At 64.1% G+C, this 14,217-nt stretch carries 4 protein-coding genes; 1 reads left to right on the forward strand and 3 read right to left on the reverse strand.

The window, feature by feature from the left end; genetic code table 11:
- Window positions 1-3,994, reverse strand: a 3,994-nt coding sequence (locus LIX93_RS19320; RefSeq protein WP_226505667.1) for a non-ribosomal peptide synthetase, incomplete at its 3' end; no start/stop codon positions are given.
- Between the two features lie 329 nt (window positions 3,995-4,323).
- On the opposite strand from LIX93_RS19320, the gene LIX93_RS19325 reads away from it, so the two are divergent.
- Window positions 4,324-6,783, forward strand: a complete 2,460-nt coding sequence (locus LIX93_RS19325) for a TonB-dependent receptor (protein ID WP_226505668.1) — start codon at window positions 4,324-4,326, stop codon at window positions 6,781-6,783.
- A 90-nt stretch (window positions 6,784-6,873) separates the two neighbouring features.
- Here LIX93_RS19325 and LIX93_RS19330 read toward each other — a convergent pair whose 3' ends face one another.
- Both LIX93_RS19330 and LIX93_RS19335 read right to left on the reverse strand, forming a co-directional pair.
- The gene (locus tag LIX93_RS19330) at window positions 6,874-13,329 is read right to left on the reverse strand and encodes a non-ribosomal peptide synthetase (RefSeq protein ID WP_226505669.1); all 6,456 of its coding nucleotides are present in this window, start codon (window positions 13,327-13,329) and stop codon (window positions 6,874-6,876) included.
- Between the two features lie 114 nt (window positions 13,330-13,443).
- Window positions 13,444-14,208, reverse strand: a complete 765-nt coding sequence (locus LIX93_RS19335; protein ID WP_226505670.1) for an alpha/beta fold hydrolase — start codon at window positions 14,206-14,208, stop codon at window positions 13,444-13,446.
- Window positions 14,209-14,217 lie beyond the last annotated feature (9 nt).

Here is a 14,217-nt window from a genome sequence, read left to right on the forward strand (position 1 = left end):
GAATGTCGCGCTGGCCGCTGTAGCGGTGCAACAGGGTCTGGAACGACGCCAGCAACAGCATGAACAACGTCACCCCGCGCTCCCGCGCCAGGCCCTGCAGCGCCTGGCTCAGCGCCGGGCTGAGCGGCACCGGCAGACGCGCCCCGCGAAAGCTCGACCGCGCCGGGCGCAAGCGATCCATCGGCAATTCCAGCACCGGCTGTTCGTCACCCAGTTGCGCCTGCCAATAGGCCAGTTGCCGCTCGCGCTCACCGGCGTCCATCCACTGCCGCTGCCACTGCGCATAGTCGGCGTACTGGATCGGCAAGGCCGGCAAGCTGACCTCGCGGCCCTGACAAAAGCCCTCGTACAAGGCGATCAGTTCACGGACCAGAATCGGCGTCGACCAACCGTCGGAGACGATATGGTGCAGCGTCAAGGTCAGCACATGCTGGTCGTAGGCCACGCGCAGCAAGCGCACCCGCAACAGCGGCCCGTGCTGCAGATCGAAGGGCTGCGCCGCCTCGGCGGCGACCCAGGCCTGCACGCTGGCGGGGTCGACATCCGGCAACGACTCGACCACCAGGCGCAGCGGCTCGGCCGACTCGATGACCTGCACCGGCAAGCCATCGACTTCTGCGAAGCGGGTGCGCAGGGTCTCGTGGCGCGCGATCAGCGCGCTGAAACTGCGCTGCAGGGCATCGATGTGCAAGGCGCCAGTGAGTCGCAGGGCGGCGGGAATGTTATACGCGCCAGCACCGGGATCGAGCTGCCAAAGTATCCACTGACGCTGCTGGGCATACGACAGGCAAGGCGCGCCGCTGCCTGCAAAGCGCGGCATAATCGGCGGCTGGCTCGACGTGTCGACACGGGCCAGGGCGGCAAATCCCGCCAGGTCCCGGGTGTCGAACAGCGCGCGCAGACTCGATTCGATCCCGGCCTGCTGACGCAACCGCGCAATCATCTGGATCGCCAAGAGGGAATGCCCCCCCAGGCGGAAAAAATTGTCCCGGCGGCCCACCCGCTCAACGCCAAGGACCGCTGCCCACGCTTGGGCAACCGCGTGCTCGAGCGCATTGGCCGCAGCTTCATGCTGGGCCAGCCCTGGGGCCGAGCGCGGCGCCGGCAGTGCAGCGCGATCCAGCTTGCCATTGGGCGTCAGCGGCAGGCAGGGCAACCGCATGAAGTGCGCGGGCACCAGGTAATCGGGCAACTGAGCCTCGAGCCGTGCGCGCAGTTGGTCACACAGTGAATCTGCGGCGTCCACGTGCGCTGCCGCCACCACATAAGCGATCAATTCGGCGCCATGGGCCGTGGGCCTGGCGATGACCAAGGCTTCGCGAACCTGCGGCTGATCCTGCAGCACGCTGACGATCTCGCTGGGTTCGACACGAAAGCCACGCACTTTGATCTGCTCATCCACGCGGCCCAGATAGCACATCCGGCCATCCGCCAGATGACTGGCGCGATCACCGCTGCGGTACAGGCGCGCCCCTCCTGGCCCATCGAACGGATCGGGAACAAACCGCTCGGCCGTCAGCGCCGCGCGCCCCAGATACCCTTGGGCCAATCCCGCGCCACCGATATAGAGTTCACCGCCCACGCCGGCAGGCAGCCATTGAAGCTCGCCATCCAGCACGGCCACTCGACAACGGGCAAGGGGGGTGCCCAGCGTCACTGGCAGGCCGGGGTGCAAGGGCGCGGTCAACACCCCCACCGTGGTCTCCGTGGGCCCATAGTGATTGATGACCGTCAACCTGCCGTCCGATGCCTGGTGAATCCGCGCCAGCAGATCCGCGCTGATGGCTTCGCCGCCCACCACCAGGCACACCCGCGGCAGCACGTCTGCGGGATGGGCCACGGCCATCAGGGCTTCAAGGTGCGAAGGCACGATTTTCAGTGCATCGATCTGATGCTCGACGCTATAGCGGGCGAAGGCGATGGCGTCCACCGCGCAGTCGTGGTCGACAAGGTGCAAGGTCTTGCCGGCACACAGGGCGCCGAAAAAAACCGTATGACCCAAATCCGAAGCAGGCGTGGAGACCATTGCCATGCGCTGGATCGAGGCCATGGGCCAGCGCTCGCTCAGCGCCCTGACATAATGGCTGAGGGCCGCTTGTGATACCGCGACCCCTTTGGGCTGCCCGGTGGTGCCCGAGGTATAGATGACATAGGCCAGTTGTTGCGCAGCGACGTGCACGTCCGGTGGCGCAGCGATCACTGCCGGATCGGCGACAACGGCCAGATACTCGACCGCCTGGGGCAACGTCGAAGGCGTTCCGAGCCCGCCCACCACGCGCCGGACGCCTGCGTCCAGCAGCAGATAGTTGCAGCGCGCAGCGGGTAATCCTGGCTCCAGCGGCAGATAGGCCGCGCCCAACTTGAACAGCGCCAGCACGGTAATCACGAACTCGGCAGTACGCTCGGCGATCACCCCCACCACCTCGCCACTGCTGACTCCTCGCGCCAGCAGGATGGCGGCCAGCGCATTGGCGTTGTTATCGATCTGCCGATAGCTCAGCCTGCTGCCACCGGCAACCACCGCGATACGCTCCGGTACCCGCACGGCCTGGGACTCGAACAGGCGATGCACCGCAAGTTGCGCATCCGCGCCCTGGAGTGGCACCTGCCAGGCATGGCGCTGATGATGAATTTGCGCTTCGTCGAGCCATTGCAGAGCGCCGATACGCTCATCAGGCGCGCGGCACAGCGCTTGCAGCAGGGTGCGCCAGTGACCCGCCAGGCGTTGCACCGTGGCGGCCTCAAAGAGCTCGCTGCGGTAGATGAACGCCGCGTGCACGCCGTCCTCACTCTCATGGGTTTCCAGGGTCAGATCGACCTTGGCGCTCGGTGCCGTGAACTCCAGGCGCTCCAGCTGCAGGTCAGTCGACAGGCGGGACACGCCCTTGGCAGCGCTCTGGTGGTTGAACATCGCCTGGAACAACGGGCTGTTGTCCAGGCTGCGCTCAGGCTGCAAGGCTTCGACCAATTGCTCGAAGGGCAGGTCCTGATGAGCCTGGGCCTCTCGGGCCAGGTCACGGACCTGCCCCAGTAATTGCTCGAAAGCCATGCTGGGCTCGATATGCACCCGAAGCACCTGGGTGTTCACAAACAAGCCAATCAACCCCAAGGTCTCAACCCGATTGCGGTTGGCAACGGGCACACCTATGCGGATATCCGTCTGGCCGCTGTAGCGGTGCAACAGCACCTGGTAGCTGGCGAGCAGCAGCATGAACAAGGTCACGCCCTGAGCCTGGGCGACTGCGCGCAGTGCCGTGACCAGCTCAGCCCCTAGGGCCACGGTCTGGCGTGCCCCGCGATGACTGGCAACCCGAGGCCGAGGCTTGTCCAGCGGCAACGCCAGGATCGGATGCTCATGCCCCAGTTGCCCTGTCCAGTACGCCAACTGTCGATCCCGCTCGCCTGCCTCCATCCAGCGCCGTTGCCACAACCCATAATCGGCGTACTGCACCGGCAGTGGCGCCAGGGCCGCGTCACGCCCAGTGCAGCGGGCTTGATACAAGCGCATCCACTCATCAACCATCAACTGCATCGAAACGCCGTCGCAAATGATGTGATGCTGGATCAGCGCCAAAACATGCTCATTGTCACTGACATGGGCGAGCACCACCCGCAGCAGCGGTCCGCCGACCAGATCGAAGGGCGTGTTGCGCCACGGCCCGATCCACCGGTTCAGGGCCTCGGGATTGTCATCCGCGACCTCATCGCCAGGCACCCGCTGAACCTTGATGGGGTGGTCCAGGACCTGCTGCATGAGCACCCCATCGTCCTGGAAGAAGCACGTGCGCAGACTTTCATGGCGCATCAGCAGATCGTCGAGGCTCGCTTGCAGGGCCTCGCCATCCAGCGCCCCGCGCAGGCGCAGCACGGTGCACACGTGATACGCCGCGCTCTGCGGGTCCAGTTGCCAGAGAAACCACTGGCGCTCCTGGGCGTAAGACGCGGGCGTCGGCAGGTCGACGTGACGCAGGGGGGGGAATCGGCAACTGCGCAAAGCTCATGCCCTTGGCCTGCAAGCGCTGATAAAAGATCTCGCGCTGCTGCAAAGGCAGGCGGACGAACCGTTGAACCATCTCTGCGTTTTTATCGAAAAGCATGTGTAACCGCCCTGAATTTGTCAGTGAAGCAGGCGTTTGGCTGCGTGCACCCAGTGCACGGCAAGCGAGCCCGATAACTGACAAAACGAACCATTGGGCGGTGGATTTAACCTATTGGCCGGCAGGGACTAAAGGATTATGAAAATCATTCGTCTGGCTATTCAGTTGTTGTGCGTCTTATACCGATTTTCATTCACGCCCGCCTGAACGCGCCCAGAGAACCTACATGCCAACGCCCATCCGCTTGTCACCGTTGACCAATGCATTATTGCTGTGCCAATCGTTGCGAAAATCCACCCTGATTACCTCGGTAGGGCTTGTCGCGAGTTTTTCATGCATGACCGCGCACAGTCAGGAACGCGCTTTCAACATCCCGGCGCAGCCAATGCAAACCGCTTTGCAAGCGTTCGGCGCCCAAGCTTCGGTGCAGTTGCTCTATAGCCCGAGCGATGTGACCGGGCTGACCAGCCAGCCCCTGGTCGGCAGGCGCAGCACCGAGCAGGCCATCGTCCAACTGCTGCAAGGCACCCGCCTGACGTACAGCCTGCAGAACAACACGCTCACCATCAGCGCCAGAAGCGACTCGGCCCTGGAACTGGGTTCCACCAACATCAACGCGCAAACGTTGGGGTACACCACCGAAGGCACCGGCTCCTACACCACCGGCGCGGCTGCAACCAGCACCAAGTTGCCGCTGTCGCTGCGCGAAACGCCCCAGTCGGCCACGGTGATGACTCGCCAGCGCATTGAGGACCAAGACCTCGCCGACCTCAACGCGGTGGTGCAGAACACCCCCGGCCTGACCATTCGCCGGACAGGCCCCGAACGCTCTTCGTACTATGCGCGCGGGTTCTCTCTCGACAACATCATGTATGACGGCCTGCCCACCAGCCTGGACAGCTCGCAGGTGTCCCAAGACCTGCTGTCGGCGGACATGGCCATGTACGACCACGTGGAAGTGGTGCGCGGCGCCACCGGGCTGATGCAGGGTGCGGGCAACCCGGCTGCAGCGATCAACCTGATTCGTAAACGCCCGACCCGCGAGTTCCAGGCCAGCATCGAAGGCAGCATGGGCAGTTGGGACCGATACCGGACCGACGTCGATGTCTCGGGCCCGATGAATGACAGCGCTAGCGTGCGAGGCCGACTGGTGACCGCCTACCAGAACGAGAACAGCTACCGCGATGCGCTGGACGACGAACACAACCTGTTTTACGGCATCGTCGAAGCTGACCTCAACGACAGCACCACCCTGACCCTGAGCGCGTCGCGCGAAAAAACCGACTACAACGGCAACGGCTGGACAGGCTTGCCCGTGGGCTTTACGGGCAAGGACCTGGGGTTGTCGCGGTCCACCAGCCTGAGCAACGACTGGGAGTACTGGAACAAGACCAGCACCACCAGCTATGCCGCGCTCGAGCACCTGCTGGACAACGGCTGGAAGCTCAATTTCTCGGCCACCAAGACCTGGTCCGACCTGGACATGCTGGGTACCTACCTGGTCGGCAACGCCACGACCAAGGTCTACAACCAGTACGTTGGCGCCGGCCACTACCGCGAGTCGCAAAACAGCTTCGACGCTTACGCCACCGGGCCATTCAGGCTGATGGACCGCGATCACGAACTGGTGGTAGGCGCCAGTCACCGCCGTGTGGTGTTCAATGGCGACGTGGCGAACAACATCCTGCTCAACAGCAACATCAATATCCACAACTGGGACTCGGGTGCCACGCCAGAGGTCGCCAGCCAACACAAGTACCCCTGGCAGAACACCAACGCCAAGCTCAACAGCGTTTACGCCACCACGCGCTTGAGCCTCGCCGATCCGTTGAAACTGATTCTGGGCAGCCGCCTGGATTGGTACGAGAACGATACGACCAACCCTTACCGGGGCACCGAGTCGCATCTGCAGGTCAATCGCCACGTCACCAAATACGCGGGGCTGATTTACGACCTTGACGAGCATCACTCCGTGTATGTCAGCTACACCGATATCTTCAAGCCGCAGAGCAACGTGGATGCCTCGGGCTCGACCATCAAGCCGATCACCGGCAAGAGCTACGAGATGGGCATCAAAGGGGAATACTTCAACGGTGCGCTGAACGCCTCGGCGGCGGTTTTCCAGATCGATCAGGAAAACCGCGCCAAATCCATCACCGACATAGACCTGTGCCCCACCTACCCCACCACGGCCTGCTACGAAGCCGCTGGCAAAGTGCGCAGCAAGGGTGTCGAACTGGAGGTCCAGGGTCAGTTGACCCCCAACTGGCAACTGGGCGCCGGCTATACCTTTACAGAAGCCAAATACGTGAAAGACTCCACGGCGGCCAACGAAGGTCGCTTGTTCGATACCGACATCCCTCGGCACTTGTTCAAGATGACCACCACCTACACGCTGCCAGGGCAATGGCACCAGTGGCGTGTCGGCACCTCGCTGTATCACCAGAACCGCATCTACAACAAGGGTACCAGTGCAGCGGGCGCCTTCATGATCGAGCAAGAGGGCTATACGCTGGTCGACTTCATGCTCGGTTTCAAACCCACCGAGCATATCGACGCACGCCTGAACCTCAACAATGCTTTCGACAAGTCGTATTACAACTCGCTGAGTTCCTCGGTAACGGTGCCGAGCAGCGTCTACGGCGATCCACGCAACCTGATGCTGTCGGTCAAATACACGTTTTGATCCCAAAGCGCGCTACGTAAAAGGCCCCGGTACCTGAAGTACCGGGGCCTTTTACGTGGGTTTGTGCTCCTGCGCAGTAACAGCCCTGCGCTACAGGGGCTCCTCATGGCTGGCCACCTCGAGCTCGCCCAGCCAGTCCCCCAGTTCATCGAGATCAGCACTGCTGCCGGCCTGATAGCGTTCGATGGCCTGCGCATAGCGCTGCAGATCGGGCGCCTGGAACAGCTCCAGCAACGGCAGGTCGATACGCTGTTGTGCTTGCAGTCGCGCCGTGACCTGGGTCGCCAGCAGCGAATGGCCGCCCAGCTCGAAGAAGTTATCGTCCAGGCCGACCTCTGGCAGATTCAACGCCTGCGCCCATACCGCGGCCACTTGCTGCTGCAGTGGCGTCTCGGGCAACCGTCGCGGGCGACCGGGCTCGGCGTGCTGCGGCGCTGGCAAGGCAGCGCGATCAAGCTTGCCGTTGGCGGTCAGCGGCAACGCCGCCAGCACCACGTTGTATGCCGGCACCATGTAGTCGGGCAGCGACTGGCGCAGGTGGGCGTCAAGCCGCTGCTTCAAGACCCGCGAAGTGTTCGGCGCGCTGTCGGACTGCGGCGCAGCCAATACCAGATAAGCCACCAGCTGGCGACTACCCGCTGCTTCGACGTCGACCACCACGGCATCCTGAATACCTGGCAAACGGCGCAAGGCCACTTCAATTTCGCCGCACTCGACACGAAAACCCCTGATTTTCACCTGATGGTCGGTCCGCCCCAGGCAGACCAGGCTGCCCTCGGCGTCTTGCCTGGCCAAATCCGCCGTTCGGTACATGCGCTGACCCGCCACAGCGGCCAGCGGATCTGGCACGAAGCGTTGCGCCGTTAACGCGGGGCGGTTCAGATAGCCACGCGCCAGCCCGCTGCCCGCCATGAAGATTTCAGCGGTGTGACCGGCAGGCACGCACTGCACACCGTCATCCAGCAAATACGCGGCACTGTTGCTCAATGGCCGGCCGATGGTGTCGTGGCCGGCTGGCGTGCGCAGGCTGAACGTTGAATAGGTGGTGTCTTCGGAGGGGCCGTAGAGGTCATACACGCGACATACCTGAGTCTGCGCATACAGGGCGTCGACCACCGTTTGCTTGAGGGCTTCACCCGCGGTGTTGATGATGCGCACCGACGCGGGGATCTGGCCCGTATCGCACAGGGTGCGGATGACCGACGGCACCGTATTGATCAGCCGGACGCGATCGCGGGCCGGCAGCTCGGGTAGCTGCAAGGCATTGTTCGCAAGGATCACCGAACCGCCCAAGCCAAGGGTGACGAACAGCTCCCAGGCCGACAGGTCAAAACAGATAGACGTGGCCGCCAGCACGCCTTGCAGATCGTCGCGACTGTAGACCGAAGCCGACCATTGCACCAAGGCCGCCACGTTACCGTGCTCGATCATGACGCCCTTGGGCGTTCCGGTCGAGCCGGAGGTATAGATGCAGTACGCCAGGTCTGCCGCAACGCAGCCCAGGTCCAAATTACCTGGGCCCGACGGGTGCGCAGGCACCTCATCGACATCGAGCACGGTGATATCGCCCAGCGTTGGCAGTGCCGCCGCACCGTCACCCTGGACCATCAGCACCGTGGCTTCGCTGTCTTGCAGCATGTAGCGCAAGCGCGGCAACGGATAAGCAAGGTCGAGCGGAACATAGGCGGCTCCACTCTTGAGCACGGCGAACAGCGCGGCCACCGTATCGGGGGTCCGCTGCATGGCGATCGCCACCCGGCTGCCGCGGCCTACACCCAGACCTGCAAGCGCATGGGCCAGCGCATTGGCACGGCTATTGAGCGCCTCGCGGGTCCACTCCTGCTCGTTATAGACCAAGGCCAGGGCGTGCGGTTCGAGCACGGCCTGACGTTCGAACCACTGGTGTACCGCCAGCCCTGGCACCTCGACGCGGGGCCCGGTGCCCGCCTCGATCTGGGCCCGTTGCTCGGCGGCGCCAATGATCGCCAGCTCGCCCACCGCCTGGGTCGGCGCCTCGGCCATGGCCCGCAGTACAGTGAGCCAGTGCTGACTCATGCGCTCGATACGCGTCTGATCGAAGAGGTCGGTGGCAAAGGTGAACGAGGCTCGCACACCGTCGCGAAGTTCCAGCGTATTCAAGGCCAGGTCGAACTGCGCCGAGTGTTCGACCAGTTCGATTTCTTCCAGGTGCAGGCCGGCGACACTGCCCTGCGCGACCTGCGTACCGACGTCGCGCAGGTGGTTGTACATCACCTGGAACAACGGGTTGTAGGCGGTGCTGCGATCTGGGTTCAAGGCCTCGACCAGGGTGTCGAAAGGGACCTCCTTGTGGTCCTGGGCTTGCAAGGACACCTCCTTGACGCGGTCCAGGTAGGCCTCGAACGGCTGTGCCGGGTCGACCTCCAGGCGGACCACCACCGTGTTGACGAAAAACCCCAGCAGGCCTTCCAGCTCCACCCGATTGCGATTGGTCATCGGTACGCCGATGTTGATCTTCTCCCGGGCGCCATAACGCGCCAGCACGAGCGCGAACGCACTCAGCAATACATGGAACAGGGTGGCATTGCGCTTGACCGCCAGGGCCCGCAGGCGCTCGACAAGGTCCACCGGCAAGTCCATATCGATACGCGCGCCTCGATGACTTTGCACCGCAGGGCGGGGCCGATCGGCGGGCAGTTCGAGCGGTGTGAAATCGTTTTCCAGGGTCGCTCGCCAATACACCAGCTGAGTATGCAACACCCCTTGCTCAAGCTGCTGGCGCTGCCACACCGCATAGTCAGCGTATTGCACGATCGGCACCGGCAAGTCAGCCGGCGCTCCGCTGGTCAGCGCCCGATAGCTGTGCAGGCATTCGCGAACCATCACCCCCATCGACCAGCCGTCCGAGACCACGTGATGCAGCGACAGCACCAGCACATGGCGAGCGTTGCCCTGGCGCAGCAGCAAGGCTCGCCACAGCGGCCCGTGCGCCAGGTCGAAGGGTTGCGCGACGGCCGCTTCGATACGCGTGGCCAACTGCGCCTCATCCAGGCCCGCGGCGTCTCGCTGGGTCAGCACCACGGGCATTGTGGGCAGCACCTGTTGGCGCGGCGTGCCGTCGTCTTCGACAAACACGGTTCGCAAGGTCTCGTGACGCGATACCAGCCCCGACAAGGTGGCTTGCAGCGCATCGATGTCCAACTGGCCGGTCAAGCGCACCACCAGCGGCGTGTGGTAGGCGGTACTGGTGGGATGCAGTTTCCAGAACATCCATTGCCGATGCTGAGCGTGCGACACCGGTAACGGAGCCTCTCTGTTCACCACCGCTATGGCGCTGACCCGCTGCGGCGTCCGCGCGGCCAATTCGCTGACGAATTGCCCAAGGTTTTGGGTATCGAACAGCACCCGCAATGCCACCTCCACCCCCGACTGCCGCCTGACCCGCGACACCACCTGGGTGGCCAGCAACGAGTGCCCGCCCAGCGCAAAGAAATTGTCCTCCAGCCCGACCCGCGAGACCTGCAGCACCTCGGCCCAGATCGCGGCGACCTGCACCTGCAGCTCGGTCACCGGTGCCCGATACAGGGTCGCTGCCGCGACTGGCTCCGGCAGCGCCTTGCCGTCCAGCTTGCCGTTGGCCGTGATGGGCAGGCGCTCCAGCGCCAGCCAGTGCTGCGGTTGCAGATGGTCTGGCAAGAGCGCTTTGAGTGCCCTGCCTACGTCCTCGACAAACAGCTGCTGCGCGGCCGCATCCGGCGTCCAGTGGGCCAGCACCAGATACGCCGCCAGTTGACGGTTCTCGCCCTCACCCACCACCCTGACCACGGCATTGGCGACACCGGCCAGCGTGCACACGCGACTTTCGATTTCGGCCAGTTCGACGCGGTAGCCACGGATTTTCACCTGGCCATCGATGCGTCCGATAAAGCGCAAGGCCCCGTCACGCTGAGCGCGCACCCAGTCGCCGGTGCGGTACATCCGCGCACCGTGAGCATTGGCCGGATCAGGGACGAAGCGCTCGGCGGTGAGCGCCGGTTTGCCCAGATAGCCGCGCGCCAATCCTGCCCCGCCAATGTACAACTCACCCTTGGCCGCGCCGGGAACCGCTTGCAGGCAATCGGACAACACCTGCGCGCGAATATTGTCCAGCGCACGGCCCAGCACGGGCTCGCCGGCCAGTTCATGGGTGAGGACACCGACGGTGGTTTCGGTCGGACCGTAGTGGTTGAACACTCGCAGTACGGGAGCCAAGGCGGTGATACGGCTCAGCAGCGCGGGCGCGACGGCTTCGCCGCCGACGATCAACACGCGCCGAGGCAGCGCAGCCGCCCCCGCCGAGAGCATCGCCTGCAAGTGCGAAGGGACGATCTTCAAGGCATCGATGGCGTGCTCGCGCATGTAGGCGGCAAACACATCGGCATCCAGCACCGTTTGCTTGTCGAGCAGGTGCAGGGTCTTGCCGGCGCACAGCGCGCCATAGAACATCGTGTGACCCAGGTCGGCAGCGGGCGTGGTGACCATCGCCAGGCTGCGCACCGTGGCCAGCGGCACCCGCTCGCCGACACTCAGCACGTAGTTGACCAGCGCGCCGTGGCTGACGGCGACGCCCTTGGGCATGCCCGTGGTGCCTGAGGTGTAGATCACGTAGGCGAGGTGCTCGGCATGCACCGGCACGGGCTGCAGCGTCACGGCCGGCCATGGGGCATCGAAGGCGATCAAGCGCACATCGTCGGGCAACTCGATGTCGCGTCCCAGCACCCGTTTCACCTGGCTGTCGGCGAGCATGAACGCCAGGCGCTGCGCCGGCTGGTCAGGCTCCAAGGGTAGATAGGCAGCGCCGGCCTTGAGTACCGCGACAATCGCCACGAGCATATTGATCGAACGGTCAGCCAGCACGCCGATCCGCTGATCGGGCTGCGCGCCGTTATCCAGCAACACCCGCGCCAGGGCATCGGAACGCTGCTGCAGCACGGCATAGGTGATCGTTTCACCCGCGCTAACCGCTGCGATCTGCTGCGGATGTTGTTCGCAGGCACGCTCGATCAACCCATGGATGCTGGTGACTTCGCGGGCTATGGGCGTGTCGTCAGTGGCCGGCTGCGCAACGCGCACTGTCAGTTCACCGATACGGCGGTGCGGCACTGCGACCAAGGCCTCAAGCACTTGCAGCCAATGTTCACTCATGTCGGTAACGGTCTGGCCCTCGAACACATCCAGCGCATAGGTGAACACCGCGTGCAGTTGCCCGGCGCTCTCGTAGGTATCCAGGGCCAGATCGAAACGCGCGCTGTGCTTGTCCAGCGCCAGCTTTTCAACGCTCAGGCCGGACTGGGTGCGGATCTGTCCGGCATCGGCAATCGCCGCCTGGTGATTGAACAACACTTGGAACAGCGGGCTAGGGCTGCTGCGGTCCAGCGCCAGCGCCTCGACCAGACGCTCGAAGGGCAGCTCCTGATGCGCCTGAGCCTCCAGGGCGGTGTCCTTGATGCGGCTCAGCAGCGCGTGCACGTCGTGGAGCGGATCGATCTCGGTGTGCAGTACCTGGGTGTTGATGAAGCAGCCGATCAACCCTTCGACCTCGCCACGGTTACGGTTGGCCACGGGCACGCCGACCCGAATGGTGGTCTGGCCGCTGTAGCGGAACAGCAGCACCTTGAAGGCCGCCAGCAAGACCATGAACAGGGTCACGCCCTGGGCCTTGGCCAAGGCGCGTAACTGCTCGGCCAGGGCCGCATCGATCGGACACCGGTGGTGCGCGCCGCGGTAGCTAGGCTGCGACGGACGGGCGTGATCGTTGGGCAGTTCCAGGGGGGTATGGTCCTCGCCCAGCTTGTCGCGCCAGTACGCCAATTGCCGCTCCTGCTCGCCGGCCTCCAGCCAGCTGCGCTGCCACAGGGCGTAGTCGCGGTACTGGATCGGCAAGACGGTAAGGGCCGCCTCGGTGCCGCTGCATGCCGCGTCGTAGCAGCGCAAGAACTCTTCGATCAGCACGTTCAGCGACCAGCCATCAGCGACGATATGGTGCAAGGTCAGCAGCAGCACGTGTTCGTCGGCGGCCAGCGTCAGCAGCTGTACACGCAGCAAGGGGCCCTGGACCAGATCGAACGGTGCACAGGCTTCTGTTTCTGCAATGAGGGTGACCTGCGCTTCGCGGTCATCCGGCTGCAGCGCGCTCAGATCATGGCGCTGAATGCCCACGGCGAGGGAGTCGAGCACGTGCTGGCGGATCTGTTCGTCGTGCTCGTGGAACAGCGTACGCAAGGTCTCGTGACGCGCCACCAGGAGATTGAAGGCACTGTGCAAGGCGGCGACGTCGAGCGCCCCCTTCAAGCGCACCGCCATGGGCAGGTTGTAAGCGGCGCTGTGCGGGTCGAGCTGCCAGAGGAACCACATGCGCTGCTGCGCATACGACAGACCGTCGCGTTCCGCGCTGGCGACATCGGCAGGGATGGGCAACAGTGCAAAATCGACGCCCTCTTGCTGCAAGCCCTCCAGGAACAACCGGCGTTTTTCCGTGGGCAGTTCGATAAAGCGGCGGGCGAGTTTCAGCGAGAGTTCGGCGTTCATGCGTTGCGTCCTTGAGGATAGGAGGCGGGGTCAGTGACCCCTGATACTCCACAAGAACGAAACAGCGGCAGGCTGATTTAGCCTTTACACAACAGCAGCAGAAACGGAGCCCGATCAGGCTCCGACCCACCATATCGCGGGCGATTCCATCAGCGTCTCACGCTCATACCGACGCAAGTCCACCTCCAGATTGGCCTTCAACAAGCGCAGCACCTTGGCCTCGTGCTCATGAATGAAGAAGTGCCCACCGGCGAGCATGTCCAGCGAAAAGTTCGCTTCGGTTTCCGCTTGCCAGGCCATCAACTGCAGCTGGGTGGCCTTGTCCTCAGCGCCGCCCAGCACGTGCAGCGGGCAGCTCAGGGGTGGCCGCGCGCGATACGCATAGCGCCCGCACAGCAGGAAGTCGGCGCGCAACACAGGCAAGATCAAGGCCATCAGTTCGGCGTCGTCGAGCACCTGCGGCGGTGTGCCTTGCAGGTCGCGCAGATCGGCCTTCAACGCGTCATCCGACTTGGGTTCGGCAAAGCCGCGGTCGTAGTCTTCGCGGCGGGTCGGTGCGGCCGTACCGCTGGCGAACAAGGCCACCGGTTCCGGAGCGCCGAACTCGCGCAAGGCGTGCACCAGCTCGAAGCCCAGCAAGGCGCCCAGGCTGTGCCCAAACACCCCGTAAGGGCCTTGAATCTGCGGTGCCAGCTCGCGGGCCAGCTGCTGCGCCAAGGCCTGCATGTCGGTCTGCAGCGCTTCGCCGAGGCGCGCGCCGCGGCCTGGCAGCTCGACGGGCTGCACCTGCAGCCATTCGGGGAGCTTGCGCCGCCAGCGGCTGTAGACCATGGCACTGGCCCCTGAATAGGGCAGGCAAAACAGTTGCATCGTCGCCATGGTCGGGAC

Source organism: Pseudomonas sp. MWU16-30317, assembly GCF_020515695.1.
In the GTDB taxonomy this organism is placed as follows: Bacteria; Pseudomonadota; Gammaproteobacteria; order Pseudomonadales; family Pseudomonadaceae; genus Aquipseudomonas.